This window comes from Nonomuraea sp. B10E15 (assembly GCF_039871615.1).
Classification (GTDB): domain Bacteria; phylum Actinomycetota; class Actinomycetes; order Streptosporangiales; family Streptosporangiaceae; genus Nonomuraea.
This window is the reverse complement of sequence record NZ_JBDPMB010000001.1, coordinates 1,913,254-1,939,230: the sequence shown is the minus strand read 5'-3', so window position 1 is coordinate 1,939,230 and position 25,977 is coordinate 1,913,254. Positions and strand designations below refer to the sequence as shown.

Annotated in this window: 24 protein-coding genes and 1 pseudogene; 16 read left to right on the top strand and 9 right to left on the bottom strand. The window is 71.8% G+C overall.

Translation table 11 applies throughout. The features are described 5' to 3' along the window. Nucleotides 1–80 precede the first annotated feature (80 nt). A pseudogene (locus tag ABGB14_RS08840) lies at nucleotides 81–239 on the top strand (FG-GAP repeat protein); the annotation flags it as partial. An 18-nt stretch (nucleotides 240–257) separates the two neighbouring features. On the opposite strand, the gene ABGB14_RS08835 reads toward ABGB14_RS08840, so the two are convergent. Beyond that, entirely contained in the window at nucleotides 258–836 is a 579-nt protein-coding gene (locus ABGB14_RS08835) for an HAD family phosphatase (RefSeq protein WP_347643032.1), read from the bottom strand. Beyond that, nucleotides 833–1,663, bottom strand: coding sequence for a hypothetical protein (locus tag ABGB14_RS08830; protein WP_347643031.1), 831 nt, complete (start codon nucleotides 1,661–1,663; stop codon nucleotides 833–835). Before ABGB14_RS08830 ends, ABGB14_RS08835 begins: the two co-directional genes overlap by 4 nt. Nucleotides 1,664–1,833: 170 nt before the next feature. Here ABGB14_RS08830 and arfB point away from each other — a divergent pair, with 170 nt between their 5' ends. Next, a complete protein-coding gene (arfB, locus tag ABGB14_RS08825) occupies nucleotides 1,834–2,241 on the top strand; it encodes an alternative ribosome rescue aminoacyl-tRNA hydrolase ArfB (RefSeq protein WP_347643030.1) in 408 nt (135 codons plus the stop codon). Nucleotides 2,242–2,250: 9 nt separating this feature from the next. Here arfB and ABGB14_RS08820 read toward each other — a convergent pair whose 3' ends face one another. From ABGB14_RS08820 to ABGB14_RS08810, 3 genes are all read right to left on the bottom strand, one after another. After that, nucleotides 2,251–2,790 carry an NAD(P)H-dependent oxidoreductase gene (locus ABGB14_RS08820; protein ID WP_347643029.1) on the bottom strand — a complete coding sequence of 180 codons (540 nt, stop codon included), beginning with the start codon at nucleotides 2,788–2,790 and terminating at the stop codon, nucleotides 2,251–2,253. 105 nt (nucleotides 2,791–2,895) lie between these two features. Continuing rightward, nucleotides 2,896–4,860, bottom strand: a complete 1,965-nt coding sequence (locus tag ABGB14_RS08815) for an AarF/UbiB family protein (protein ID WP_347643028.1) — start codon at nucleotides 4,858–4,860, stop codon at nucleotides 2,896–2,898. A 57-nt stretch (nucleotides 4,861–4,917) separates the two neighbouring features. Continuing rightward, the gene (locus ABGB14_RS08810) at nucleotides 4,918–5,847 is read right to left on the bottom strand and encodes an acyl-ACP desaturase (protein WP_347643027.1); all 930 of its coding nucleotides are present in this window, start codon (nucleotides 5,845–5,847) and stop codon (nucleotides 4,918–4,920) included. A 77-nt stretch (nucleotides 5,848–5,924) separates the two neighbouring features. On the opposite strand from ABGB14_RS08810, the gene ABGB14_RS08805 reads away from it, so the two are divergent. Next, nucleotides 5,925–6,374 carry an NUDIX hydrolase gene (locus tag ABGB14_RS08805; protein ID WP_347643026.1) on the top strand — a complete coding sequence of 150 codons (450 nt, stop codon included), beginning with the start codon at nucleotides 5,925–5,927 and terminating at the stop codon, nucleotides 6,372–6,374. Nucleotides 6,375–6,377: 3 nt separating this feature from the next. On the opposite strand, the gene ABGB14_RS08800 is transcribed toward ABGB14_RS08805, so the two are convergent. From ABGB14_RS08800 to ABGB14_RS08790, 3 genes are all read right to left on the bottom strand, one after another. Continuing rightward, nucleotides 6,378–6,800 carry a hypothetical protein gene (locus tag ABGB14_RS08800; RefSeq protein ID WP_347643025.1) on the bottom strand — a complete coding sequence of 141 codons (423 nt, stop codon included), beginning with the start codon at nucleotides 6,798–6,800 and terminating at the stop codon, nucleotides 6,378–6,380. A 125-nt stretch (nucleotides 6,801–6,925) separates the two neighbouring features. Further along, nucleotides 6,926–7,549, bottom strand: coding sequence for a hypothetical protein (locus tag ABGB14_RS08795; protein ID WP_347643024.1), 624 nt, complete (start codon nucleotides 7,547–7,549; stop codon nucleotides 6,926–6,928). A gap of 43 nt (nucleotides 7,550–7,592) precedes the next feature. Then, nucleotides 7,593–8,372, bottom strand: coding sequence for an HAD-IIA family hydrolase (locus tag ABGB14_RS08790; protein WP_347643023.1), 780 nt, complete (start codon nucleotides 8,370–8,372; stop codon nucleotides 7,593–7,595). 109 nt (nucleotides 8,373–8,481) lie between these two features. On the opposite strand from ABGB14_RS08790, the gene ABGB14_RS08785 reads away from it, so the two are divergent. From ABGB14_RS08785 to ABGB14_RS08750, 8 genes are all read left to right on the top strand, one after another. Then, entirely contained in the window at nucleotides 8,482–9,678 is a 1,197-nt protein-coding gene (locus ABGB14_RS08785; RefSeq protein ID WP_347643022.1) for a M20 family metallopeptidase, read from the top strand. A gap of 1 nt (nucleotide 9,679) precedes the next feature. Then, nucleotides 9,680–10,648: a zinc-dependent alcohol dehydrogenase family protein gene (locus ABGB14_RS08780; RefSeq protein WP_347643021.1), complete on the top strand. Its 969-nt coding sequence runs from the start codon at nucleotides 9,680–9,682 to the stop codon at nucleotides 10,646–10,648. Between the two features lie 162 nt (nucleotides 10,649–10,810). Then, on the top strand, nucleotides 10,811–12,631 hold the full coding sequence (locus ABGB14_RS08775) for an ABC transporter substrate-binding protein (RefSeq protein ID WP_347643020.1): 1,821 nt from the start codon (nucleotides 10,811–10,813) through the stop codon (nucleotides 12,629–12,631). A gap of 11 nt (nucleotides 12,632–12,642) precedes the next feature. Then, the gene (locus tag ABGB14_RS08770; RefSeq protein WP_347643019.1) at nucleotides 12,643–13,653 is read left to right on the top strand and encodes an ABC transporter permease; all 1,011 of its coding nucleotides are present in this window, start codon (nucleotides 12,643–12,645) and stop codon (nucleotides 13,651–13,653) included. Then, nucleotides 13,650–14,549 (top strand): ABC transporter permease, encoded by a 900-nt coding sequence (locus tag ABGB14_RS08765; RefSeq protein WP_347643018.1) that lies wholly within the window; start codon nucleotides 13,650–13,652, stop codon nucleotides 14,547–14,549. Before ABGB14_RS08770 ends, ABGB14_RS08765 begins: the two co-directional genes overlap by 4 nt. A 2-nt stretch (nucleotides 14,550–14,551) precedes the next feature. Further along, nucleotides 14,552–15,550 (top strand): ABC transporter ATP-binding protein, encoded by a 999-nt coding sequence (locus ABGB14_RS08760; RefSeq protein WP_347643017.1) that lies wholly within the window; start codon nucleotides 14,552–14,554, stop codon nucleotides 15,548–15,550. After that, nucleotides 15,547–16,557 carry an ABC transporter ATP-binding protein gene (locus ABGB14_RS08755; RefSeq protein WP_347643016.1) on the top strand — a complete coding sequence of 337 codons (1,011 nt, stop codon included), beginning with the start codon at nucleotides 15,547–15,549 and terminating at the stop codon, nucleotides 16,555–16,557. Before ABGB14_RS08760 ends, ABGB14_RS08755 begins: the two co-directional genes overlap by 4 nt. Then, nucleotides 16,557–17,462 (top strand): GNAT family N-acetyltransferase, encoded by a 906-nt coding sequence (locus ABGB14_RS08750; RefSeq protein WP_347643015.1) that lies wholly within the window; start codon nucleotides 16,557–16,559, stop codon nucleotides 17,460–17,462. Before ABGB14_RS08755 ends, ABGB14_RS08750 begins: the two co-directional genes overlap by 1 nt. A 68-nt stretch (nucleotides 17,463–17,530) precedes the next feature. Here ABGB14_RS08750 and ABGB14_RS08745 read toward each other — a convergent pair whose 3' ends face one another. After that, the gene (locus tag ABGB14_RS08745) at nucleotides 17,531–18,658 is read right to left on the bottom strand and encodes a DUF1343 domain-containing protein (RefSeq protein ID WP_347643014.1); all 1,128 of its coding nucleotides are present in this window, start codon (nucleotides 18,656–18,658) and stop codon (nucleotides 17,531–17,533) included. A 57-nt stretch (nucleotides 18,659–18,715) separates the two neighbouring features. Between ABGB14_RS08745 and murQ the strand changes: the two genes are divergently transcribed. From murQ to ABGB14_RS08720, 5 genes are all read left to right on the top strand, one after another. Next, nucleotides 18,716–19,615 (top strand): N-acetylmuramic acid 6-phosphate etherase, encoded by a 900-nt coding sequence (gene murQ / locus ABGB14_RS08740; RefSeq protein ID WP_347643013.1) that lies wholly within the window; start codon nucleotides 18,716–18,718, stop codon nucleotides 19,613–19,615. A gap of 109 nt (nucleotides 19,616–19,724) precedes the next feature. Next, complete coding sequence (locus ABGB14_RS08735) at nucleotides 19,725–20,780, top strand: serine hydrolase domain-containing protein (protein ID WP_347643012.1); 1,056 nt, start codon at nucleotides 19,725–19,727, stop codon at nucleotides 20,778–20,780. Between the two features lie 195 nt (nucleotides 20,781–20,975). Next, the gene (locus ABGB14_RS08730) at nucleotides 20,976–22,277 is read left to right on the top strand and encodes an MFS transporter (protein ID WP_347643011.1); all 1,302 of its coding nucleotides are present in this window, start codon (nucleotides 20,976–20,978) and stop codon (nucleotides 22,275–22,277) included. Nucleotides 22,278–22,279: 2 nt separating this feature from the next. Continuing rightward, entirely contained in the window at nucleotides 22,280–22,483 is a 204-nt protein-coding gene (locus ABGB14_RS08725; protein WP_347643010.1) for an MbtH family protein, read from the top strand. A gap of 8 nt (nucleotides 22,484–22,491) precedes the next feature. Further along, on the top strand, nucleotides 22,492–25,965 hold the full coding sequence (locus ABGB14_RS08720; protein WP_347643009.1) for an AMP-binding protein: 3,474 nt from the start codon (nucleotides 22,492–22,494) through the stop codon (nucleotides 25,963–25,965). Nucleotides 25,966–25,977 lie beyond the last annotated feature (12 nt).

Here is a 25,977-nt window from a genome sequence, read left to right as displayed (position 1 = left end):
GGGCGATGTGCATCCTGCCCTCCTGACCCGTTCTCGTGGCGTTAAAGCGCGGTTCGACCTGTCTGGTCATTACTTCCGGTATGAACGCTGTGCTCGCCGCCTGCCTGGTTCTTCCTCTCGTCACGGGTACGGCCCACGCCACCGCCCGGTCGTGCGGCGGTCAGCCGCTCGACTTCGACGCCGACGGGCGGCCCGACCTCGCCGTGGCCGCACCCTACGACGCCTCCAGAGCCGGTTCCGTGACCGTGCTGTACGGCTCACCCCAGCGCCGCCCTCAGCGCGGCGGCGCCGGTGAAGTGCACGCCGGTCATGCCGGCCCGCTCGGCGCCCTGGACGTTCTCCGGCCGGTCGTCGATGAAGACGATCTCGGCGGGGTCGGCGCCGAGCTCGCGGGCCATCTCGTCGTAGATCTCCTTGTCGGGTTTGACCAGGCCCATCCTGCCGCTGTAGAAGCGCCGCCCGATCGCGGCGATCCAGGGCAGCTCGTCCAGGCCCTCGCTGACGCAGACGGGCGCGTTGGACAGCAGCGCCACGTCACGGCCCGCCTCGATCAGCTCGCCCAGGACGGCGACCGTGCCCTCGTCGGGATGGGCCCAGCTCGCGATGTCCATGGCGACCAGCCGGGCGGCCTCGGAGTGGGTGACGGGCCTGCCGAGCACCGCCGACCAGTAGGTGAACGGCGTCATGCTCCCCCGGTCGAACGCGAGGCGGTGCTCCCAGTAGCCGCGGCTGAACAGCTCGGGGTCGGCCCCGGCGGCCCGCGCCATGGCGTCCGCGTCGGACTCGGGCTGGGGCAGGGACAGGACACCGCCATAGTCGAACACGATCCACGTCATGCCAGGAATGGTCGCAGATGCGGGTCGAGCGCCGGGCAGCCAAGGTATTTCTCGGCCGTGTGGAAGTCGATCCAGTCGAGGTTGACCAGTTCTTCGGCGTCGACGCCGGTGAAGCTCTCCCGCAACGCGGGCGGGATGGCGGCGATGTCGTCCTTGTCGGCGATGTTCACCCAGCGGCCGACGTTCTCGGGCCGCTCGCCACGGCCGTTGATGGGGGCGGGCAGGAGGCGTTCGAAGACGACATGGCGCATGCCGAGCGGGCTGCCGAGGGTGACGAGCAGATCGATCTCGAGCTCGGGGTACGCCCAGAGCGTCTCGTACGCGACGACGCTGCCGAGCGAGTGCGCGATCACGACCCTGGGCCGGTTGCGCCGGATGACGTCGGCGACGACCTGCCGGCAGCTCTCCCGCCTGGCCTGGTCGGTGAGGTACGTCGCCACCTCGGGCACGAACAGCTTCGCGAACGCCGCCGACCTGCCGTCCAGCCTGTCGAGCAGCCAGCCGGTGACCGATTTGAGCGCTCCTGTGATGTGCTCGCCGAGGCCCATGTTCCTGGCCCAGCCGGCGAGCACCTCCTGGGCCTGGATCTCCATCGCGGCGGCGGATTCCGGTGCGTCGTCGCCCCGGTCATCGGGCCCGCCGTCGTGCAGGTGGTGGGCGAAGTAGGCGATCTCGGCGAAGTAGGCCGCGGACTCCGCGTCCAGCGTCGCGTGCAGGTAGCGGTCCCACTTGCGGCGCATGGCCTCCGCCGCCCCGGCCGCGGACCGCCCGGCGTCCACGTAGTAGTTGTACTTGCCGATTCCGTGCACGCCGACGATGGCCGCCACAGCGCCTCCCCGCCCTTGATCGTTGTTGCGCGATATTGGCATACGCCCCTTGCATCCCGCCGTCAAGCCGGTGCTCCGCGCCGCACGAAAAGGGAAATGCCGTTGCGACCGGCATGGGTCGCCCGGATACGGTGACACTTCACTGTGGACGTCGAACAGGAGTTTCACGCATGCCCGGCCCGCTGGTCGTCAACGACTCGGTCGTCATCCCCGACGCCGAGCTCGTCTGGCGTTTCTCGCGCTCGTCAGGCCCGGGCGGCCAGGGTGTCAACACCACGGACAGCCGCGTGGAGCTGACCTTCGACCTGGCCGCGAGCACCGCGCTGCCGCCGGCGCTCAAGGAGCGGGCCCGCGGCCGGCTGGGCGCCGACACGATCACGATCGCCGCCTCCGAATACCGCTCGCAGCTGCGCAACAGGGAGGCCGCGCGGCACCGCCTGGCCCAGCGCCTGCGCGAGGCCATCGCCCCGCCGCCCAAGCGCCGCCGCCCGACCAAGCCGAGCCGCGGCGCCGTCGAGCGGCGCATCACCGCCAAGAAGCACCGCTCCGACGTCAAACGCCTGCGCCGCGATCCTTAGGGGCGGCCCTCAGGGCGACAACGAGAGCACGGGTTCCAGGATCCCGGCGGGGCAGAGTTGCCGGATCACCGCGCGCACCTGGTCCCGCAGGGCGGCCGGCCTGAGGCGTCCGTACTCGTCGAAATGGGGGCAGGCGGGAGAGATCACCAGCTCGGCGCCCATGACGACCGCCCCGGCGCTCTGGAGCCGCTTGTAGAGCTCCGCCTGGGCCCACATGGCGCCGCAGGCGCGGGCGCTGGCGCTCATGACGGCGACGTGCTTGCCGGACAGGCCGTCGCGGGCCGCCATCCAGTCCAGCGCGTACGCCAGCTCGGGCGGCAGCAGGCTGTGCTCGGGCGCGGTGAGCAGCACGGCGTCACCGGAGGCCACCAGGCGGGCCAGCGCGGCGGCCGGCGCGGGAACCGGACCTCGGGTGTACGGCGGGATCTCGCCCAGCCCGCGCCACTCCTCGAAGGCGATGCCGCGGGGCAGCTCGGCGCCCGCGGCGACGAGCAGCCGGTTGATAAAGGACCCCTTGTTGAGGCTGGCCGCAATCCCGATGATTTTCACCCTCTGCTCCCAAGGGGTTCCGGTGTTACCGGGAAACTGCCCGATGCCTTGGATGTCCAAGACCATCCCTCGGTCAAGAGCCCCACAGGCTTTACCGGCGAGGGCTCACAGGCGCTCGTCCGAGGCGCGGGGACGGCGGAAGATCAGCGCGAGCACGCGCAGGACGAGGATGGCCGAGATCACCAGCAGGTTGTAGCCGATGAGCTGGAACAACGACGTCGTGCCCAGCGCGGCGGGTCCGCCGTCGATGCCGAGGAGGATGACCGCCATGATCCCGGCCGTCGCGCCGAGTACCGTGAGCAGCACCTGGTGCAGCAGGCCGGTGAGGTAGGCGCGGTCGCGGTCGTCGGCGAGCAGGCGCACGTTCAGGCTGAACCTGCCGTGCTCGGCCGCGCTGGCGATGCGCTCCACACGGCGCGGCAGGCGGCGCAACATCGGCACCAGCGCGGCCAGCTCCTGGGCGACGGACTCCTTGATCGTCTCGGGGCTCACCTGCTCGGCGAGGTAGCGGCCGGCGAACGCGCGGGCCTCGCCGATGAGGTTGAAGCCGGGCGAGAGGCGGATGAGCGTGCCCTCCAGGGTGGCCAGGGCGCGGAAGACGGCGGCGACCTCCGGCGGGATCGACAGCCCGTACGCGGAGACGATCCTGAACAGGTCGGTGAACATCTGCGCGCTGTCCATGGCGCCGGCCAGGTGCCTGGCCATGAACTGGCCGAGCGCGCGTTCGAGCGCGGCCTCGTCGATGTCCTCGGGCCTCGGCACGACCTCCAGCAGCGCGTCGGTCACGCCCAGGGGATCCTGCCGGTTCATGGCCAGCAGGAAACGTTGCAGGGCCGAGCGCACGCCGGCGTCGAGCCGGCCGACCGAGCCGAAGTCGAGCAGGCCCAGCGTGCCGTCGTCGAGCAGCATGAGGTTGCCGGGATGCGGGTCGGCGTGGAAGACGCCTTCGACGAGGATCTGCCTGAGCAGGCAGTCGAGCAGGTCGCGGGCGAGCGCGGGGCCCTGCTCGCGGGTGGCCGCGGTGACCGGCCTGCCGGACAGGCGCCGCATGACGAGCACGCGTTCGGTGCACAGGGCGCCGATCGGGGCCGGGTAGGTGACGCTGCCGCCGCCTGAGGCGGTGACGGCGGCCATGTTGGCGGCCTCGACCCGGAAGTCCAGCTCCTCGCGGATGGCGGTGGCGAACCCCTCGCCCAGGTCGCGCAGGCCGAGCGAGCGGCCCCAGCGGGTCCTGGACTCCAGCGTGACGGCCAGTCGCCGGACGATGTCGAGGTCCTTGGCGACGACCGCGCCGATGCCCGGCCGCTGCACCTTGACCACCACGCTCTGACCGTCGTGCAGCCGGGCGACGTGGACCTGCCCGATGGAGGCGGCGGCCAGCGGTGTCCGGTCGAACTCGGCGAACACCTCGTCGACCGGCCCGCCCAGCTCCGCGGCGAGCACCGGCTCGATCCGCTCCCACGGCGCGGGCGCCACCTGGTCCTGCAGCCGCCCCAGCTCCTCGACGAACTCCGCGGGCAGCAGGTCGCGCCGGGTCGACAGGACCTGGCCGAGCTTGACGAACGTGACCCCGCCGTCCTCGAGCGCCTCGCGCAGCGACCTGGCCAGCCGCATCTTGCCCGAGTGGTCCTCCAGGCGCTCGCCCCGGCCCCGCAGGTAGGGGCCGAGGCCGTGCCTGATGGCGATCCTGGTGATCTGCGAGTAGCGCCTGGCCCGGGAGACGCGGCCGCGCACGGAGCGGACGAGCTCCAGCGGGCCGGGCACCGAGCCGGGCGGCACCAGCGCCTCGGCCAGCACCAGGATCACCATCGGGATGAGCACCACGCACATGATGACGAGCAGCAGCAGCCCCAGCGCGCCCGGGCCGGGCACGGTCTCCGGGTCGGTCGGGCCGATGAGCCCGAGGATCGGCTCCATCACCGGCTGCGCCAGCCCGAAGGCGACCAGGGCCGCCAGGAACGTGCGGACCATGCCGAACCTGACGTTCAGCAGCCGTTGCGCCGCCACGGCCAGCGCGATGACCGTCAGGAACGTGAAGAACCAGATGAGCAGCTGGGCGGGGAGATCCATGGGGCGCCATCATGCCACCGACGGGCGGCGCCGCGCGCCGGGGTCAGGTGCGGGAGGTCATGTGCGGGCGGCGGCGCGGGCGCGGCGCTCCTCCCGGCGTTCGACGAACCTGGCGGCGGTGGCGTCGGTCCTGGCCAGGAACGCCGACAGCTCCTCGCGGGCCTGCTCGCCCTCGGCGTCCAGCCCGGTCTTGTCGAACACGGCCCACTGCTTCAGCACCGGCATGAGCACGTCGTCGAGGTGAAGGCGCAGGTCGTAGATGCCCTCGTGGGCGATGATCATGGCCTTGCGGGCGAAGCCGTCCATCCCGGTGCCCGGCATCTGGAACGTCGTGACGACGTCGGTGACCGCGCGCATGGTCTGGTTGGGGTCGAGCTCGAAGGCGGCCTTGAGCAGGTTGCGGTAGAAGAGCATGTGCAGGTTCTCGTCGGCGGCGATCCTGGCGAGCAGCCGCTCGCAGCCCTCGTCGCCGGAGGCCCTGCCGGTGTTGCGGTGCGAGATGCGGGTGGCCAGCTCCTGGAAGGAGACGTACGCGAGCTGCTGGAGCATGGTGCCGTACGCGGTGGCGAAGCCGTGCTCCATGTGGCGCATGCGGGCCCGCTCGAGGGCGACGGGGTCGACGGCGCGGGTCACGGTGAGGTAGTCGCGCAGCGCGGTGCCGTGGCGGTCCTCCTCGGCGGTCCACCGGTGCACCCAGGTGCCCCAGGCGCCGTCGCGGCCGAACGTGGTGGCGATCTCGTGGTGGTAGCTCGGCAGGTTGTCCTCGGTGAGGAGGTTGACGATGAGCGAGACGCGGGCCGCCTCGGGGATCTTGGAGTCGCCTTCCTGCCACGCCTCGCCCCCGTAGACGCCGTCGAAGTCGCGGCCTTCGCTCCACGGGATGTACTCGTGCGGGAACCACTCTTTGGCCATTTTCTCGTGGCGGTCGAGCTCCCCCGCCACCACGGGCTCGAGCTCGTGCAGCAGCTCCGTCTGCGTCATCGCCATAAAAGATCTTCTCCTTGGGGTTACGGTACCGTAGGTTAGGCTACCCGAAGGACATACCGGTCAAATAGGGTGGCCGTATGCGACCGAGTGTCCGGGGCGTCCTTCTCGACGGCGACGAGCGGCTGGTGCTCTTCAGGCGTACGGTGCCGGGCCGCGACGTCTACTGGTCGGTGCCGGGCGGCCACGTCGAGCCGGAGGACGGCTCGCTGGTCGACACGTTGCGCCGCGAACTGCTCGAGGAGCTCGGCGCCACGGTCTTCGGCGTGACGCCGCTGACCACCGTGTCGTACGCGTGGAAGGACGCGGTCAAGACACAGCACGTCTTCGGCTGCCGGCTGGCGTCGATGGACCCCGGGCTGCGGCACGGACCGGAGTTCGAGGATCCGTCGCGCGGAGTGTACGAGGTGGTGCGGGTGCCGCTGGACCGCGAGGAGATCACCACGCGTCACCTGGTGCCCGAGGCGGTGGCGGACTACCTGTCGTCCGCCATCACCCGGCTCCCCCGGCTCATCGGCCAGGACGCGTGACCGTCAGCCGTCCTCACGCCGCTTCAGCAGGCGGTCCAGCTTGATGCCGAGATCGGTCATCTCGGAGCGCAGGGAGTTGAACTCGTGCTCCAGCCCCGACCGGACGGCCGCGAACTCGTCGGCGACCATGCCCTCATCCGCCTCCGGGCCGGGCGGCCAGGAGTTCACCTCCCGCCGGATGGCCGCGATCTCGGTCTCGACGGCGGCGAACTGCTCGGCCATCTCGACCCGGCCGTCCGCGAGCGCGGACTTCACCGCCGCGACGTCGGCCCGCAGGCTCTTGGTCCGGTCGCCGATCTCGCGCAGGAACTCCTCCTGGCGGTCGGGCTCGCCGCGGCGCCCGATCGCCACGTCCCCGTGCCGGACGCCCGTCTCAAGCTCTTCGACACGGAGTTTCAGGTCGAGAATCTCCGCCCGCATGTCCACGCACGCCTACCTCTGCCATGACCGGATGGGACATCGGCCGCCGGCACCGGCGGGCGATTTCCGCCATCATATGGTCACGGCCTGTAGCCGTGTCCGGTGTTCGCCGTAACGGCTGCTCCCCCGCCTCACCGCCGGTCCTCGATCTCCCAGAGGTGGTCGATGACGTGCCAGGCGATGCGGCGCAGCGCGTAGCGAGGGGGCCAGCCCGTCGTCTGGGGCGGCTCCCACGGGCGGGCCAGGACCTCCGCCAGCTCCTCGCGCATCGCGTCGCGGTCACCGCGGGATCGGTAGGGCCGGTGCCGCACGCCGACCTTCCTGGCGAAGGCGCGCTCGGCGTTCTCCACGTGATCGACGATCTTCGTGAGGTCGCGCCCGCCGCCCCGCGGGCCCTTGCGCAGTTCCTCGGGCGAGGCGGCGGCGGTCTCGTCGAACAGGCCCCAGGCCGCCCGCAGCAGGGTGACGCCGCGCTCCGCCTCGGGAGCGGGCAGCGGCTCGAGGTCGAGATCGGGCACCGCGTACGGCACGCCGAAGTCGGTCATTTCGCTGCCCGGCACGCGCCCTGCCACCACCGGGTCGCCCGGCGCGAACTCCAGCCCGGCCCGCGCCGCCACCACGCGGTAGCGGGGCGCGTATTCCACCAGCCGGTCGAGCGCCGCCTCCTCGCCCTTCGCGATCCGGCACCAGCCGGGCCAGTCGAGCGAGCAGGCGAACATCTTCTTCGGGCCGGTCTCCAGGTAAACGCGGGTCATGACGGGTGAGCCTGCCAGGTGTTCCTGTCAGGGAACGTCAGGTTCAGATGAGATCGATGAGGTCGGCCACCGAGTCGACCACCAGGGACGGGCGGTAGGGGAACCGCTCGACCTGGTCGCGCGCGGTGACGCCGGTGAGGACGAGGATCGTGTAGAGCCCCGCTTCCATGCCGCACACGATGTCGGTGTCCATGCGGTCGCCGATCATCGCGGTGGTCTCGCTGTGGCCGCCGATGGCGTTGAGCGCGCTGCGCATCATGCGGGGATTGGGCTTGCCGACGAAGTAGGGGGCGACGCCCGTGGCCTTGGTGATCATGGCCGCCACGGCGCCGCAGGCCGGCAGGGAACCCTCGGTGGAGGGGCCGATCGCGTCGGGGTTGGTGGCGATGAAGCGCGCGCCGCCCTCGATGAGCCGGATGGCGCGGGTGATCTGGGTGAAGCTGTAGGTGCGGGTCTCGCCGAGCACCACGTAGTCGGGGTCGAGGTCGGTGAGCACATAGCCCACCTCGTGCAGCGCCGTCGTCAGGCCCGCCTCGCCGATCACGTACGCCGTGCCGCCCGCCCGCTGGTCGTCGAGGAACTCCGCGGTGGCCACGGCCGAGGTCCAGATGGACGCGGGGGGCACGTCGAGGCCCGCGGCGCTCAGCCGCACCGACAGGTCGCGCGCCGTGTAGATCGAGTTGTTGGTCAGCACCCGGAAGGGTGTGCCTGACTCGCTGAGCCGTTTGATGAATTCGTCCGCACCGGGGATCGGACGCCCCTCGTGGACGAGCACGCCGTCCATGTCGGACAACCAGAAGTCGATCCGCTTACGCTCGGTCACCGCCCCATCCTACCGATGGCGCCGCGCCGGCCTCCGGCCCGCTCGGTGTGCGAACCGCCACCAGCGTGGCATCACTGGACGCGGCGGCACGGACATGAACAATGGCCTCATGTCGTTCACTGAATCCGCGCAGGACATGCGGGATGAAATCGTTCAGCTCAGGCACTCGCTGCACACCACTCCGGAGATCGGTCTCCAGCTCCCCCGCACCCAGGAGAAGGTGCTGGCCGCCCTGGACGGGCTCCCGTTGGAGATCAAGACGGGCACGGCGCTGAGCTCCGTGACCGCGGTCCTGAGGGGCGGGCGGCCGGGCCCCGCCGTGCTGCTGCGCGGCGACATGGACGCGCTGCCGGTGACGGAGAAGAACGACCTGCCGTACGTCTCCCGGCTGGCGGGGCAGATGCACGCGTGCGGGCACGATCTGCACACCGCGATGCTGGTGGGAGCGGCGCGGCTGCTGAGCGCGCGGCGCGACGAGCTGGCCGGGGACGTCGTCTTCATGTTCCAGCCGGGAGAGGAGGGCCACGACGGCGCCAAGCACATGATCGCCGAGGGCGTGCTCGACGCGGCCGGCTCCCGCCCGGTGGCGGCCTACGGCATGCACGTGGTCTCCTCCATGTTGCCGCTGGGGCTGTTCGCCTCGCGGCCTGGGCCGATCATGGCGGCGGCGGACACGTTCTCCGTGACGGTCAGGGGGCGGGGCGGCCACGGCTCCAGCCCGCACCGGTCCCTCGACCCGATCCAGGCGGGCTGCGAGATGGTCGCGGCGCTGCAGTCGATGGTGACCAGGACGTTCGACGTGTTCGACCCCGTGGTCGTGACGGTGGGCAGCTTCCACGGCGGGTCGAAGGACAACATCATCCCCGACGACGCCCGGTTCGACGCGACGGTGCGGACCTTCAGCAAGGAGAACAGGACGCTGGTCAAGCGGCGGCTGGTCGAGGTCGTGGAGGGCGTCGCGGCGGCCCACGGGCTGCGGGCCGAGGCGTCGTTCGGGATGGGCTACCCGGTGACGGTGAACGACGAGAGCGAGGCGGACTTCCTGGGCAGGACGGCCGACGAGCTGTTCGGGCCCGGCCGCTACTTCGTCTCGCCGCAGCCGGTGATGGGCTCGGAGGACTTCTCGTACGTGCTGGACTCCGTGCCCGGGGCGTTCGTCTTCCTGGGGGCGTGCCCGCCCGGCCGTGACCCGGCCACGGCCCCCTACAACCACTCGCCCGAGGCGGTCTTCGACGACTCGGTCCTGCCGGACGGGGCCGCGCTCTACGCCACCCTCGCCCACGAGCGCCTCGCCGGGGTCGGCTGACGTGCGCGCCTGGGTGGTGAACCGGCCGGGGCCGATGGCGTCGGGGCCGCTGGAACTCGTCGAGCGGGAGGTGCCCGAGCCGGGGCCCGGAGAGGTGCTGGTGCGGGTGGAGGCGTGCGGCGTGTGCCGTACGGACCTGCATCTGGCGGAGGGCGACCTGGCGCCGCGGCGGCCCCGCACCACCCCGGGCCACCAGGCGGTCGGCCGGGTCGTCGGCACGGACCAGCGGGTCGGGGTGGCCTGGCTCCGCTCCACCTGCGGGAGGTGCCGTTACTGCGTCAGGGGGATGGAGAACCTCTGCCCCGACTCCGCCTACACCGGGTGGGACGCCGACGGCGGGTTCGCCGACTATCTCGTCGCGCCGTCCGCCTACGTCTATCCCCTGCCGGACGAGCCCCCCGCCGAGTGGCTGGCGCCGCTGCTGTGCGCGGGGATCATCGGCTACCGGGCGCTGGCCCGCGCCGACCTGCCGCAGGGCGGGCGGCTGGGCATCTACGGGTTCGGGGCCTCGGCCCACCTGACCGCGCAGGCCGCCATCGCGCAGGGGGCCACGGTGCACGCCGTCAGCAGGTCTCCCGCCTCCCGCGAGCTGGCGCTCGAGCTGGGAGCGGCCTCGGCGACGGGCGGTCCGCCGCCGGAGCCGCTGGACGCGGCCATCCTCTTCGCTCCGGTGGGCACGCTGGTGCCGCCGGCGCTGGAGGCGCTCGACCGGGGCGGGACGCTGGCGATCGCCGGGATCCACCTGACCGACGTGCCGCCGCTGAACTACGAGCGTCACCTCTTCCAGGAGCGGACCGTGCGCAGCGTGACGGCCAACACCAGGGCCGACGGGCGGGCCTATCTGGAGCTCGCGCTGGCCCACCGGCCGCGGGTGACGACGGCCCCCTACCCCCTGGAGGAGGCCGCCAGGGCGCTGACGGATCTGGCGAACGACCAGGTCAACGGGGCTGCCGTCTTGGTAATGAACTGACGTTTTACTTGACGGCGCTTAGCTCCACTTCGCACACTGATGAAGGAAAGTTACATTAGCCTCACAACATCTGGAGATTATTGACGCCGGTCTGACGCGATCGTAGTGTCCGGTCAACTCCTGCAGATCCCTCAACAGGCTCGACATCCTCCGGAGCGGCAAATGAAGCGACTGGCAGCGGTAGTGGCGTTGCTGGGCCTTGCCACCGCGACTGCGGCATGCAGTGGTGGCACCCCCGACAAGTCAGGCGGCTCGGGCGGTGGTGGCGGCCTGTTCACCACGATCGACGTCAACAGGCCGGGCCTCGACGCGAGCGCGCCCGCCAACCCCTGGCACCCGAAGGGTAACTCCTACCTGGGTTACAACGCGATGAAACTGGGCTGGGTCAAGAACCACGTGACCGACCCCAACCAGTTCTACCCCGGCATCGCGGAGAAGTGGGAGGTCGCGGAGGACAACTCCTCGATCACCCTGCACCTGCAGCCGAACGCCAAGTGGTCCGACGGCAAGCCGGTCACGGCCGAGGACGTCAAGCTCTCCATCGGCATCGCCTACACGCAGGGCAGCACCGCGTTCGCGATCACGCCCGGCGCGGCCGGCGCGGCGGCCGAGGTGGAGGTCGTCGACGACAAGACGATCAAGATCACCCAGGACATGTCCAACCCGAGCTCGAAGTTCGCCCGCGGCGTCCTCGACAGCCTCGTCGTGCCCGCCCACGTGTGGAACAGCGTGCTGCCCGCCGACTTCTGGGACACCCTGAAGACCTCCAGGGGCACCGGCGACGCCGCCGAGAAGGCGCGCGAGGACATCCTCGCCGTCGGCCAGAAGGTGCTCGCCTTCAAGCCGCCGCAGGACGTCTCCGCCGGGCCGTTCACGCTGGAGCGGGTCAACCCCGGCGAGGCGCTGCTGCTGAAGAACAAGAACTTCTTCAACGCCGCCAACGTCGCTCCCGACCAGGTCAAGTTCCTCAACTACAGCGGCAACGAGCAGATCTGGAACTACCTGACCGCCGGCAAGCTCGACCAGTCCGGCTTCGTCGCCGCCCCGACCGACGTGATGAACCGCATCAAGCAGGCGCCCGGCTCCCACCTGATCAAGGGCTTCTCCCCGGTGGCCGTCGGCATGGCGTTCAACCAGTCGAAGAAGCCGTACGACAACGTGCACGTGCGGCGCGGCCTGGCCTACCTGATCGACCGCCAGCAGGTCACCAAGGTCGCCTCGCCCGAGGGCGGCACGGCGGCCGTGACGACGACCGGCATCCACCAGAAGCCGGCCCAGGAGTGGATCGGCGACGAGCTGTCGAAGCTGGAGCCGTACGCGCACGACGTGGCCAAGGCCGAGACGGAGTTCAAGGAAGCCGGCCTGCAGAAGAAGAACGGCAAGTGGACGCTGGCCGACGGGTCGCCGTGGAAGGTGACCATGCACGCGCCCTCCGGCTTCTCCGACTGGATCTCCGCGCAGGAGAACATCAAGAGCCAGCTCATCGAGAACGGCGTGGACGCCGAGGTCGTCACCGTCGCCGACTACCCGATCTACCTCGAGGAGATCGCGGCCGGCAAGTACGACGTCGGCTTCTGGCTGATGGCGCTCGGCCCGGCGCCGTACGACATCTACCAGCGCCTCTACGGCGCCTCCAACGGCTGGACCAACGTCGCGGGCAAGGTCAAGCACAGCGCCCCCGGCAAGGGCGGCAACTGGATGGGCAGCGCCGAGGAGATCGACGTCGAAGGCGTCGGCACGATCAACCCGGGTGAGCTGACCGGCAAGCTCAACGCGGCCTCCGCGGAAGAGGCCAAGCCGATCATGACGCAGCTCGCCAAGGCCGCCAACCAGGACCTTCCCGCGATCCAGCTCTGGGACTACGTGAACACGCAGTTCACCAACACCAGCCGCTTCACCGGCTGGCCCGAGCAGGACAGCGACCTGCTGCGCCTGCCGGCCGGGGTCTGGATCCAGCTCGGCCTGGTCAAGAAGAAGCAGTAGAGAAAGAGCCTATGACGGTCATCGCACGCCGACTCGCGGGCCATCTGGCCCGCGGGATCGTCATGATCCTGGTCGTCGCCACGATCAGTTTCTTCATCGTCAGGAGCATTCCCGGTGACCCGGTCGCCGCGAACGTGCAGAAGCTGATCGAGCAGGGCATGGCGCCCGAGGCGGCCGAGCAGGCGACCCGCGTGTTGTACGGATTCCAGCCCACGGGCTCGCTCTGGGAGCAGTACACCGACTACATGGCGGGCCTGCTCACCTTCGACCTGGGCCAGTCCGTGACCCACGCGGGCGCCCCGGTCACCCAGGTGCTCGGCGAGGCGGCCAAGTGGACCGTGCTCCCGGTGCTGGCGGGCACGCTGCTGAGCTTCCTCGTCGGCATCATCCTGGGCGTCTACGCGGCCATCAAGCGCACGGGCAAGCTCGGCGACGTCCTGGCCGTCTCCGGGTCGCTGCTGCACGGGGTGCCGCAGTACGTGCTGGGCCTGCTGCTCAGCGCGATCTTCGCGACGCTCATCCCGATCCTGCCGGCCGACGGCCCGGTGGACATCCTCTTCGAGCCCGGGTTCAACGCCGGCTACATCGGCTCGCTGGTCGAGCACGCGGTGCTGCCGGTGGTCACGTACGCGCTGGCCGCGTACGGCGGGTGGATCCTGGCGATGAAGTCGAGCGTGGTGACCGTGCTGGGCGACGACTTCATCCTGGCCGCCGAGCTGCGCGGGATGAAGCGCTCGATCATCTTCAGGTACATCGCGCGCAACGCGATCCTGCCGCTGTTCACGATCCTCGCGCTGTCGCTGGGGCTGCTGCTCGGCGGCGCGGTGTTCATCGAGCGGATCTTCAACTATCCGGGGCTCGGCCTGCTGCTCCTCGACAGCATCACCATGCGCGACTACGCGCTGATGAGCGGGGCGTTCCTGCTGATCACGGCGGCCATCATCGTGGCCAACATCATCGCGGACCTGTTCTACAGCGTGATCGACCCGCGGGTCCGCAGCGGTGAGGAGGCCGGCGCATGAGTGTGCTGCTGGAGAGCACGTCGACGAGCGCCGCCATGCGGCGCAACTTCTGGACGGGCGTGTGGCGCGTCATGAAGCGCAAGCCCAGCCGCCTGGTGGGCGTCGTGCTGATGGCCGGGTTCGTGTTCATGGGCCTGTTCGGGCCGCTGTTCTACCCCGACCCGCTGCCCCGCGACCCCGCCATGCTCACCAGGCCGCCGAGCTGGGAGCACTGGCTCGGCACCGACGACCAGGGCAGGGACGTGATCGCCCTGGTGGTCACCGGCTCCCGGTACGTCCTGCTGGCCGCCCTCGTCACCGCCGTCATCACGGTCGTGCTGGGCACCGCCATCGGGCTGTTCTCCGGCTTCAAGCGGGGCCGCTGGGACACCGTGCTCATGCGGCTCACCGACATGAAGCTGACCATCCCCGGCCTGCCGCTGCTGCTGGTGCTGTCGACGGTGTGGAAGTTCAACAGCGCCGTGCAGATGGGCCTCGTGCTGGGGCTGCTCAGCTGGGGCGGCGTGGCGCGGGCCGTGCGGGCGCAGACCCTGTCGCTGCGCGAGCGCGGCTTCATCGAGGCGGCGCGCGGGCTCGGGCTGTCCACCACGCACATCGTGGGCAAGGAACTGCTGCCGAGCATGGCCCCGTACATCGCGATGAACATGCTCATCGCCATCACCGGCGGCGTCTACTCGCAGGTCGGGCTCTTCTTCCTGGGCGTGCTGCCGTACGAGTCGAACAACTGGGGCCAGATGCTCAACACGGCCGTGTTCCGCTCGGGGGCGCTGACCGTGCCGAGCGCGCTCGGCTTCCTGCTGGGGCCGCTGCTGGCGATCCTGCTGCTGACGCTGGCCATCGTGCTCGTGGTCGACGCCATGGACGAGATCTTCAACCCCCGGCTGCGCGAGGAGTGACCGTGACGAAGACTGCGCCGGGAGTGCGCATCGACGGCCTCACGGTCGTCTACAAGACGCCCGCGGGCGAGCTGCCCGCGGTCAGGAACGTGGACCTGACGCTGGAGCCCGGCACCATCACCGGCATCGTCGGCGAGTCCGGCTCGGGCAAGTCCACGCTCGCGCTGTCGCTGCTGAACGCGGTGCAGCCGCCGGGCCGGATCTCGGCGGGCAGCGTCGAGATCGACGGGCTCGGCGACGTGGTGGGCCTGCGGAACGAGCAGCTGCGCAAGGCGCGCGGCAAGCACATCGGCTACGTCTTCCAGGCCGCCCAGAACTCGCTCAACCCGCTCAAGACCGTCGGCAAGCAGCTGCTCGACCTGGGCCGCTCGCACGGCGTGGACGACCTGCGCGCTCTGGTGCGCGAGGCCAAGGAGCTGCTCGGCCGGATGGGCCTGGACGGCGCCAGGGTGCTCGACTCGCACCAGCACGAGCTGTCCGGCGGCATGCGCCAGCGGGTCGGCATCATGCTCGCGCTGGTGCTCAACGCGCACCTGGTCGTGCTCGACGAGCCGACGACCGCGCTCGACATGATCACCCAGGCGAACATCCTGAAGATCGTCCGTGAGGTGCACGCGGAGCGCGGCCTGACGACGCTCGTCATCACGCACGACATCGGCGTGGTGGCCGAGGTCGCCGACCGGCTGGCCGTCATGTACGGCGGCCGGCTCGTCGAGCAGGGCCCGACCAGGGAGGTGCTGGGCGCGCCGCGGCACCCCTACACAAGGGGCCTGATCAAGGCCATTCCCCGGCTCGTCGGCGACATCGACGAGGCCCAGGCGCTGCCGGGACGGCCGCCGACGCTGGCCACGGTGCCGGCCGAGGGCTGCGTGTTCAGGGAGCGCTGCCCGCTGCGCATGGACGTGTGCGACACCATGGACCCCGAGGCCCGTACCGGCGACGGGGCCGGCGGGCCGAGGACGGTGGCCTGCCACGCCGTGACCGTGAAGGAGCACGCATGATCACCGGGACCGGCATCGTCAAGACGTTCAAGCAGCGCGGCAAGGTGCTCGGCGCCCGCGAGGTGCAGGCGCTGCGCGGCGTCGACTTCGCGATCCCGAAGGGCGGCGCCGCCTCGTTCATCGGCGAGTCCGGGTGCGGCAAGACGACGCTGGGGCGCATCATCGCGGGGCTGGAGACGTACGACGCGGGTGACGTCGTGATCGGCGACGTGCCGATGTCGCCGCTCAAGCCCAAGCAGCGCCAGCCGCACTTCCGCAAGATCCAGATGATCCACCAGGACCCCTACTCCGCGCTCAACCCGACCAGGACGGTCCACCAGACGCTGCACGCGCCGCTCAGCCTGCGGGCCAGGCAGACCGGGCGGTCCAGGACGTGGATGGAGGAGCGGGCGGCCGAGGTGCTGTCGCTGGTGGGGCTCGATCCGGGCTCGGTGTTGTCGCGCTACCCCCACCAGCTGTCCGGCGGGATGCGGCAGCGCGTCGTCATCGCCCGGGCGCTGACCGTCGATCCCGAGATGCTCGTCGCGGACGAGGCCGTCTCGATGATCGACGTGTCGCTGCGGCTGGGCATTCTGGCGCTGCTGAAGGACCTGCGCGAGCGGCTGGGCGTGAGCGTGCTGTTCATCACGCACGACGTGGCCACCGCCCGCTACATCGGCGGCGACGGCGAGCTGTACGTCATCTACCGCGGCCAGGTCGTCGAGCGCGGCCCGGTGGACACGATCATCGCCGACCCGGTGCACCCGTACACGCAGTCGCTGCTGTCGGCCATCCCGGTGCTGCACGGCCTGGAGCGGCCGGGCGAGCAGCCGGTGGAGCCGCTGGAGTCGCTGGACGAGAGCCAGGCCGACGAGGGCTGCCTGTTCGCGCGCCGCTGTCCGTTCCGCGGCGAGCGGTGCGAGGACGAGCGGCCGCTGCTGCAGCTGACCGAGGGCGTCCCGCAGGAGCACGCGTGCTTCTTCCCCGAGCGCCGCAGCGTGATCGCCCGCCCGATGAGCGAGGTGTGATGGCCCACATCGTGCGGGCCGCCCCGTGGGCGACACCGGGGTCCACGGGATCGGCCGACGGGCTCGCCGAGGCGTCCGAGGTCGCCACCGCGGCGCTGAGGCTGGACATCGCGGAGGCCGCGGCCCTGATCGGCCATCTGTCGCGGCCCCCTGCCGGGCGGAAGTGGACGGCGCTGACCACGGACGGCGGGGTCGTGATGGCGTCGACGTCCACCAAGGACACCGACGACGCCGAGGGCCCGGCCGGGCACATCGACCTGCTGGCCGTGCACCCGTCGGCGCAGGGCCACGGGCGCGGGCGGGCGCTGGTGCGGGCGGCCGAGGAGTGGCTGGCCGGGCAGGGCGTCCGGCAGGTGCGCTTCGCCGGCAACACGCCGTGCTATGCCTGGCCGGGCATCGACGTGCGCTACACCGCCGCCGCCTGTCTCGCCGAGCGCCTCGGATACGAGCGCTACTCCGTCGTCTGGAACATGACGGCCGACCTGAGCGTGGACCTGTCCGTGGAGGACGACCTCGAACGGCTGGCCCGGCACGGCGTGACCGTGCACGCGGCCGGCGACGACCGCGGGCGGGTCACGGCGTTCGTCCGCGAGCACTTCAACGACTCCTGGGCCTGGGAGGCCGCGCAGGCGGCCGGGGTGCACTACGGCGAGCGTGACGGGCGCGTCCTGGGGTTCGCCGCCTGGGGCGCGCGGCCTGCCTGGTTCGGGCCCACGGGCACCGCGCCGGACGCGCGCGGCCTGGGCCTCGGCCGGGTGCTGCTGCGCAGGTGCCTGGCCGACCAGCGGGCCGCCGGGCAGGCCGACGCCCAGATCGGGTGGGTCGGGCCGTTGCGGTTCTACTCGCGTGCCGTCGGCGCGCGGGCGGAACGCGTCTTCTGGCTCTACCGGCGCGATCTGGCGTGATGGCCCGCGTCCCTGCACAACCTGACACCCGCCGGGGGCCGTTGGACACGGCCCCCGCAGGCGCGCGTTCAGCCCTCCGCGGAGCCGCCGTAGAGCAGCGGGCCGTCGGGGTGCGCCGGGGGCGGGCACAGCTCGCGGGGGTCCCCGCCGGCGTCCATGGTGCGGGTCAGCGCGTCGGAGCCCCACAGGTGGTCCATGAACAGGTCGGGGCCCCACCAGCGCAGGTCGTCGGGGTAGAGGGTGCGGGCCACGTGCAACATCGACAGGCCCGTCAGCACCGGCCGGAACGCGTGGCGGTCGTGCACGTGGAGCTGGACCCCGCGGACGGGCGTGCCGGCGTGCTTGTGGAACGTCGGCGTGAACCACGTCTCGCGGAAGCGCACGCCCGGCAGGCCGAGCCCGGCCAGCGCGGGGGCGAACCGCTCGTCGACGTACGGCGCCCCGACCAGCTCGAACGGCCTGGTGGTGCCGCGCCCCTCGGACAAGTCGGTGCCCTCGAACAGGCCGGTGCCCGGGTAGACGAGCGCGGTGTCCACGGTCGGCATGTTGACCGACGGCATCACCCAGGGCAGCCCGGTCTCGGCGTACGCCATGTCGCGCCGCCAGCCCTCCATCTCGATCACGTGCAGGTCCAGGTCGAACCCGAACAGCACGGCCAGCTCCCCCACGGTCCTGCCGTGCCGCACGGGCAGCGGGAACCGCCCCACGAAGCTGGCGAACGCCGGGTCGAGCAGCGGGCCCTCCTCCACGGTGCCGCCGAGCGGGTTGGGCCGGTCCAGCACCACGAACCGCAGGCCCAGCCGGGCGGCGGACTCCATGAGGTCGTACATGGTCCAGACGTAGGTGTAGAAGCGGGCGCCGACGTCGGCGATGTCGAAGACCAGGGTGTCCACTCCGGAGGCGGCGACGACGCGGTCCAGCGCCTCGCCCGAGAGCTTGTGGGTGTCGTACACCGGCAGCCCGGTCCTCTCGTCCACCGTGTCGCCCTCGCTGCCGGCCGCCTGAGCGGTGCCGCGCATGCCGTGCTCGGGTCCGAACATGGCGGTGAGGCGGGCGCCGGCGGCCATGAGCGCGTCGGGGGTGGGGGTCAGGTCGGGGAGGATTCCGGTGGGGTTCGTGATCAGGCCGAGGCGGGTTCCCCCTGCGAGCGAGGGGGTCGTGGCCAGCCGTTCTGCTCCGGTGCGTACGTGCGTCATGAACCCATTGTCTGAAAGATATTTACAAGAGAGAAGTAAAGGGTGGAAATTAGCGTCATGATTGATCCGCTACCCGAGCTGTCCACCGAGCAGAGCGACCCCCGCTACAGCCAGATCGACCGGCTGCCCACCGAGGAGATCGCCCGACTGATGAACCAGGCCGACACGGCCGTGCCCGCCGCCGTGGCGGCGGCCATCCCGGCCATCTCGGCCGCCATCGACGCCATCGCGGCGCGGATGGCCGAGGGCGGCCGGCTGCTGTACGTCGGCGCGGGAACGTCGGGACGGCTGGCGGTGCTCGACGCCAGCGAGTGCCCGCCCACGTTCGGCACCGACCCTTCGCTGGTGCAGGGGATCATCGCCGGTGGGCCCGAGGCGCTGACCCGGTCCGTCGAGGGTGCGGAGGACGACGCGGAGGCCGGGGCCGCCGCGATCAAGGCCCTGGAGGCGGGGCCGCTGGACTCGGTGCTGGGCGTCTCCGCCAGCGGCCGGGCCCCTTTCGTGCTGGGCGCGCTGGCGGAGGCGGCCGGCCGCGGCGCGCTCACCGCCGCCCTGTCGTGCAACGCGGACGCGCCGCTGTCGGCCGCCGCCGAACACGCGATCGAGGTGGTCGTGGGGCCTGAAGTGGTGACCGGCTCGACCCGCCTCAAGGCCGGGACGGCGCAGAAGCTCGTGCTGAACATGATCTCCACGATCTCCATGGTCAGGCTCGGCCGCACGTACGGCAACGAGATGATCGAGATGTCGGCGATGAACAACAAGCTCGCCGGGCGGGCGCTGCGCATGGTCAGGGACATCACCGGAGCCGACCAGGAGACGGCCGTGGCGGCGCTGGACGCGGCCGGCGGCCAGGCGAAGATCGCGGTGCTGATGATCCAGCACGGGCTCGACGCCGAGGCGGCCCGCGCGCTGCTGGAGTCGCACGGCGAGCGTCTCAGCGACGCGCTGAGCGGCTGAGCGGCTGAGCGGCTGAGCGGCTGAGCGGCTGAGCGGCTGAGGCCACCACACCACGACAGGGCCGCGACAGGACCGCGGGCAGGACCGCGACGGGGATGAGGGGACGGGGATGAACGACCGGCTGGACACGATCCTGGCGGACGGGGTGTCGCGCGTGTGCTCGGCGGCGGTCGCGCTGATCGCCGTGAACGGGTCCGTGGCCGCCGCCTCGGCGGCCGGCGAGCTCGTACGGTACGCGGACGCGGACGGGACGCCGGCCGGGGAACGCCCGCCGGCGCTCCGCGACTCGATCTTCGACCTGGCCTCGATCAGCAAGCTGTTCACCACGGTCGTGCTGCTCTCGCTGGCCGAGGATGGCCGGCTGGACCTGGACGAGCCCGTGGCGCGCCGGATCCCCGCGCGCGACGGGCGGATCACCCTGCGCCACCTGCTCACCCACACGGCGGGCCTGCCGCCGACCCGCCGCATCGACCTGGAACTGCCCGGCGCGGACGCCGCCGCGCGGATGGCCGCGATGCTGGAGACGCCGATCGTCCATCCGGTCGGCGGGCCCTACCTCTACAGCGACGTCGGCATGGTCGTGGCGGGCCGGATCGCGGAGCTGGCCGGCGGCGCGCCGCTGGACGCGCTGGTCCGCGCCCGCATCACCGAGGTGCTCGGCCTGGCCGGCACCGGCTACCGGCCCGCGTCGCCGGCGCGGGTGGCCGCGACCGAGTGGAAGGCGGAGCGCCCCGGGCCCGGTTGCGTGCGGGGCGAGGTGCACGACGAGACCGCCTACGCGCTGGGCGGTGTGGCGGGGCACGCGGGGCTGTTCGCGACGGCCGGGGACGTGCTCGCCTTCGGCGAGGCGCTGCGGCGCGGCGGCGGCCCGATGCTGAGCCGGGAGAGCGTGGCGGAGATGACACGCGACCAGGGTGCCGAGGGCGCCCCCTTCCGCCACGGGCTGGGGGTGCGGCTCGGCGATCCGGCCATCGTGGGACCGCTGGACGGCGCGTACGGGCATTCGGGCTTCACCGGGACCTCGCTCGTCGTCGATCCCGGTCGCCGGCTGACCGTGGTGCTGCTGACGAACTCCGTGCATCCGGTGCGGGGCCGCGACGGCATCCGCGAGATGCGCCATGCGGTCGCCGCCGAAGCGCTCCGCGCGGCTGACCTCGACCTTTGACAGGACGTAATTACAAAACCACAAAGAGCGTATTGCTCCGCCCAAAACGGTGTGTGAAGGTACACATGAGGCGGCTGTGAACGGTAGGCCACCTCAGGGTTCCTTTCATCAGAAGGGCCTCGGGCACACATGGGTGAACCTCCATCGTCCAAACAACCGTCGCAACAGAACCGATTTATCCAGCGATTCTCTGGAATGGGTAGATTCAGCCTGGTTTGGAGTGGCCAGGTCGTCACCCTCATCGGGAATTCCGTTCTCCGCTTCTCCCTGGTCATCCAGGCATGGACGGTCGACCACCAGGTCACCCAGGTGGTGGCGCTGTCGCTCTGCGCGCTGCTGCCCCAGATGTTGCTGAGCCCCACCGCGGGCGCCATCGTCGACCGCTTCCGCAAGCGCACCGCCCTGCAGCTGGCCGACCTCGGCGGGCTCGTCGCCGTCGCCGCCATGACGGCCGTCTATTTCCTCGGAGACCTGCACCTGTGGCAGGTCTACGTCACCGTCGCGCTGCTCGGCGCCGCCGCCGCCTTCCAGTTTCCCGCCCTGTCGTCGGCCGTGCCGCTGCTGGTCGGCAAGGAGCAGCTGCAGCGGGCCAACGGCCTGCTCGCCACCGCCAAGAGCGTCGCCGACGTGGGCGGGCCCGCGCTGGCCGGGCTGCTGGTGGTGACCGGCGGCCTCGGCGTGGTGCTCTGGATCGACCTGCTGAGCTTCGCCGTCGCGCTGCTCACCGTACGCCTGGTGCGCATGGACGGCGACCGGCCCGGCGAGGCCGGGACGCGCAAGCGCCTCGGCGCCGACTCGCTGGAAGGGCTGCGCTACCTGTTCGCCCAGCCCAGCCTGCGCGGGCTCATCCTGGTGTTCTTCACGGTCAACCTGGTGATGGTCTTCGGGTTCGCCGTGGTGCAGCCGATGATCCTGGCCAGGACCGGCAGCGACGTCTCCGCGCTGGCCAGCGTGAACGCCGGCATCGGCGCCGGCGGCATCGCGGGCGGCCTGCTGCTGGCCGCATGGGGCGGCCCGAAGAACCGGGCGCTCGGCATGATGCTCGGCGTCGTCGGCATGTGCGTGAGCGCGCAGATCGCGACGGCCGTGGTGCACGGCGTCGTCGCCTGGACCGCGACCATGCTCGTCGGCGCGATGATCATGCCGATCGTCAACGGCTCGATGCAGTCGATCATCCAGACCAAGGTGCCGAAGGACCGGCAGGGGCGGGTGTTCGGCGCCGTCATGTTCGTCTCGCAGATCTCCTCGCCGGTCGCGATGGCCTTCTCCGGCCCGCTCGCCGACCAGGTCTTCGAACCGCAGGCCGCGGCCGGGACCGGCCTGGCCGGGCTGCTGCGGCCCCTCGTCGGGACCGGGCCGGGCAGCGGCATGGCGGCGATGTTGTTCATCGCCGGCCTGCTCGGCGCCGGCGCCGCCCTGTGGGGGCTGGCCCGCCGCGCCGTACGCCACATCGACGTCCTGACCCCCGACCTCGAGCAGCAACCCGCGGGAGGCTGACCATGACCACCAACCCCTTCGAGGACGAGAACGGCTCCTACCTGGTGCTGGTGAACGACGAGAACCAGCACTCGCTCTGGCCGGCCGGCATCGGCGTGCCCGCGGGCTGGCGGGTGGCGCTGGAGGAGAGCCCGCGGGCCGCGTGCCTGTCCTACATCGAGACGCACTGGACGGACATGCGCCCGGCGAGCCTCACCCGGTCGTGACGATGGGCGTGCCGAACGGATCTCCCGGCGGTGTGCACGAGGTCTTCGCGCGGCAGGCGGCGCGGACCCCCGGCAGGACGGCGCTCATCGGCGCGGGCGAGCGGCTGACCTACGCCGAGCTGGACGCGCGCGCCTCGGAGCTCGCCGCGCGGCTCGGGGCCCGGGCTGCGGAAGGCCCTGGTGTGCGGCCCGGACGCCTGGTCGGGGTGCGCATGGAACGCGGCCCCGAGTTCGTCGTCGCGCTGCTGGCCGTGCTGAAGGCCGGCGCCGGATACCTGGTGCTCGACCCGGACTTCCCCGAGGAACGGCTGCGCGCCGTGGTGGCCGACGCGGGCGCCGCCGCCGTCCTCACCCCCTCCGGGCTCGAACCCCTGCCGTACGACGCCCGCCACGACGGCGTCGCCTGCGTCATGTACACCTCGGGCTCCACCGGCAGGCCCAAGGGCGTCGCCGCCCCGCACCGGGCGATCGTGGCCACGGTGACGGGCCAGGACTACGCGCCGTTCGACGCGGTGTGGCTGCAGTGCTCGCCGGTGTCGTGGGACGCGTTCGCCCTGGAGCTGTGGGGGCCGCTGCTGTCCGGCGGCACCTGCGTGCTGCACCCGGGGCAGCGGCCGGATCCGATGGTGATGGCCCGGCTGGCCGCCGAACACCAGGTCACCTGCATGTACCTGTCGAGCAGCCTGTTCAACGTGATCGTGGACGAGTACCCCGGCGCGCTCGCCGGCGTGCGGCACCTGGTCGTCGGCGGCGAGGCGCCGTCGCCCGCGCACGTCGGGCGCGCTCTCGAACGCCATCCCGGCCTGCGGGTGAGCAACGGCTACGGGCCGGTCGAAGGCATGATCTTCATGACCACGCACCCGATCACCCCCGGCGGCGGGCCCGTGCCCATCGGCACGCCGCTGCGGGGCAAGCGGGTGCACGTCCTGGACGCGCGGCTGCGGCCGGTGGCGGACGGGGAGGTCGGCGAGCTGTACGCGGCCGGTGAGGGGCTGGCCCTGGGCTACCTGGGACGGCCGTCGGCGAGCGCCGAGCGGTTCGTGGCCGACCCGTTCGGCGCGCCGGGCGAGCGCATGTACCGCACGGGCGACCTGGTACGGCGCCGCGCGGGAACGCTGGAGTATGTGGGGCGGGCCGACGAGCAGGTCAAGATCCGCGGGTTCCGCGTCGAGCCGGACGAGGTGGCCTCCGTGCTGGCCGCCCACCCCGCCGCCGCCCGGGTGAGCGTGGTGGCCAGGGAGGACACGCCCGGCGAGCGGCGGCTGGTCGCGTACGTGGTGCCGCGCCCCGGGGACGCGGTGGACGGCGAGGCGCTGCGGGCCCACGCTGCGGCGGCGCTGCCCGCCTTCATGGTGCCGTCGGCGTTCGTGGTGCTGGAGGCGTTGCCGCTGACCGCCACCGGCAAGCTGGACCGCGCCGCCCTGCCCGCGCCGTCGTACGAGCCGGCCATCGCCGAAGGGCCGCGCGACGAGGTGGAGCGGCGGTTGTGCGAGCTGTTCGCCGAGGTTCTCGGGGTGCCGGAGGTGGGGGTGACCGACGACTTCTTCAGGCTGGGCGGCGACTCGCTGACGGTGGCCAGGCTCCTCAGCAGGATCCACGCCGAGCTGGGCGTGGAGGTGGGTGTCAGAACCCTGTTCGAGGGGCCGACGGTGGCCGCGGTCGCCGCTCGCGTCCCGGACCTCCGCCACGACCCGGCGCCCGCCGGCGCTCTGCTGGGCGCCCCTGCGAGCAATACCGGGAACGGCGTGACGGACGGTTCCCCGCCGCCGGGGAGCGCGCTGCCGCTGTCGTTCGCGCAGCGCCGCCTGTGGTTCCTCGACCAGATCGACGCGGGCGTGGCCTACAACATGCCCATGCTGGTACGGCTCAGCGGCTCCGTGGACGTGGCGGCCCTGCGCGGCGCCCTGGAGGACGTGGTGGCACGGCACGAGCCGCTCCGCACGGTCTTCGCCGCGCACGACGGGGAGCCTGCCCAGAGGGTGCTGCCCGCGGAGCAGGCCAGACCCGGTTTCAGCGCCGTCGAGGTGGCGCCGGACGAGCTGGACGCGCGGGTGGCCGCGGCGGCGAGGCACCGCTTCGACCTGGGCGCCGAGCTGCCGATCCACTCCGTGTTGTTCACGACGGGACCGGACGAGCACGCGCTGCTGCTGGTCATGCACCACATCGCCACCGACGGGTGGTCGCTGCCGCCGTTCATGCGCGACCTGTCGCGGGCCTACCGGGAGCGGCTGGAGGGCCGGACCGCCGCGTTCCCTCCCCTGCCGGTCCGGTACGCCGACCACGCGGTGCGGCACCGTACGCGGGTGGACGCGCTGTCCGGCGCCGAGCTCGGCTACTGGCGGAAGACGCTGGCGGATCTGCCCGAGCCGCTCGCCCTTCCACGCAGGCCCCGGACGCGGGATGCGGAGACAGCGGGCACGGCGGGCGCGGCGGGCGCGGCGGGCACGGTGCGGACGAGGGTCGGCCCCGTCCTGCACCGGCGGCTGGTCGAGCTGGGCAGGGAACGCGGGGCGACGCTGTTCATGGTCCTGCAGGCGGGCCTGGCCGTGGTGCTCGAACGGGCGGGCGCGGGCACCGACCTGCCCATCGGCGCGCCGGTCGCGGGGCGGTCAGGCGACGAGGTGGGAGACCTGGTCGGCTTCTTCGTCAACCTGCTCGTCCTGCGTGCCGACCTGTCGGGCGATCCGTCCGCGGGCGAGCTGGTGTCGCGGGTGCGGGAGACGGACCTGGAGGCGTTCTCGCACCAGGAGGTGCCGTTCGAGCGGGTCGTGCAGGAGCTCGGCCCGGTACGGCGCCCCGGGCGGCATCCCCTCGTCGACGTGGTGCTGGCGTTGCAGAACAACGTGCGGGCCGAACTGTCGCTGCCCGGCGCCGAGACGCGGGTGGAGGTGGTCAGGACCGGGGCGGCCCGGTTCGAGCTGCTGGTCGACGTGACGGATGACTACGGGGACGACGGAGCGCCCGCCGGTATCGCCGTGACCGTCGAGTACCGCCTGGACGCCTTCGCCGAGCCGGTGATGGAGTGGCTGGCGGACGCGCTGGTGCGGGCGCTGGAGTCCATGGCCGCCGACCCCGGCGTACCGGTCTCTGCCATCGACCTGCCGCCCATACCCGACATGTCCCCTACCTCCCCAGCAGCACCCGACCCGTCCCCAGGAACCGACGGGGTTCCCGGAACCGCTCCCGGGCCGGACGGAGGGCGGGCGCGGATGCCGCGTACCGATGTGGAGCGGCGGATCGCGGCGGTCTGGGCAGACGTGCTCGGCGTCGCGCGGATCGGGCTCGACGACGGATTCTTCGCGCTCGGCGGCAACTCGCTGCAGGCCGTACGGGTCGCCGCGCGCCTCGCGGCGCAGGGTCTGCCCGCCACCGCCGGCCACCTCTTCAACGCTCCCACCATCGCCGAACTGGCCACCCGGCTGACCGCCGCCCAGGGGCCGGCCATCCCCCGCCTGCCCAGAATCCCGCGCACCCGCCACTGAGGAGAAGCGCAC

Bases quoted from the DNA above. Each gene is read 5' to 3' on its own strand.
- arfB (WP_347643030.1), top strand. From the start codon at position 1,834: ATGCCCGGCCCGCTGGTCGTCAACGACTCGGTCGTCATCCCCGACGCC.
- ABGB14_RS08795 (WP_347643024.1), bottom strand. From the start codon at position 7,549: ATGACCCGCGTTTACCTGGAGACCGGCCCGAAGAAGATGTTCGCCTGC.
- ABGB14_RS08785 (WP_347643022.1), top strand. From the start codon at position 8,482: ATGTCGTTCACTGAATCCGCGCAGGACATGCGGGATGAAATCGTTCAG.
- ABGB14_RS08765 (WP_347643018.1), top strand. From the start codon at position 13,650: ATGAGTGTGCTGCTGGAGAGCACGTCGACGAGCGCCGCCATGCGGCGC.
- ABGB14_RS08735 (WP_347643012.1), top strand. From the start codon at position 19,725: ATGAACGACCGGCTGGACACGATCCTGGCGGACGGGGTGTCGCGCGTG.
- ABGB14_RS08810 (WP_347643027.1), bottom strand. From the start codon at position 5,847: ATGGCGATGACGCAGACGGAGCTGCTGCACGAGCTCGAGCCCGTGGTG.
- ABGB14_RS08730 (WP_347643011.1), top strand. From the start codon at position 20,976: ATGGGTAGATTCAGCCTGGTTTGGAGTGGCCAGGTCGTCACCCTCATC.
- ABGB14_RS08815 (WP_347643028.1), bottom strand. From the start codon at position 4,860: ATGGATCTCCCCGCCCAGCTGCTCATCTGGTTCTTCACGTTCCTGACG.
- ABGB14_RS08750 (WP_347643015.1), top strand. From the start codon at position 16,557: ATGGCCCACATCGTGCGGGCCGCCCCGTGGGCGACACCGGGGTCCACG.
- ABGB14_RS08770 (WP_347643019.1), top strand. From the start codon at position 12,643: ATGACGGTCATCGCACGCCGACTCGCGGGCCATCTGGCCCGCGGGATC.
- ABGB14_RS08755 (WP_347643016.1), top strand. From the start codon at position 15,547: ATGATCACCGGGACCGGCATCGTCAAGACGTTCAAGCAGCGCGGCAAG.
- ABGB14_RS08725 (WP_347643010.1), top strand. From the start codon at position 22,280: ATGACCACCAACCCCTTCGAGGACGAGAACGGCTCCTACCTGGTGCTG.
- ABGB14_RS08835 (WP_347643032.1), bottom strand. From the start codon at position 836: ATGACGTGGATCGTGTTCGACTATGGCGGTGTCCTGTCCCTGCCCCAG.
- murQ (WP_347643013.1), top strand. From the start codon at position 18,716: ATGATTGATCCGCTACCCGAGCTGTCCACCGAGCAGAGCGACCCCCGC.
- ABGB14_RS08745 (WP_347643014.1), bottom strand. From the start codon at position 18,658: ATGACGCACGTACGCACCGGAGCAGAACGGCTGGCCACGACCCCCTCG.
- ABGB14_RS08775 (WP_347643020.1), top strand. From the start codon at position 10,811: ATGAAGCGACTGGCAGCGGTAGTGGCGTTGCTGGGCCTTGCCACCGCG.
- ABGB14_RS08805 (WP_347643026.1), top strand. From the start codon at position 5,925: ATGCGACCGAGTGTCCGGGGCGTCCTTCTCGACGGCGACGAGCGGCTG.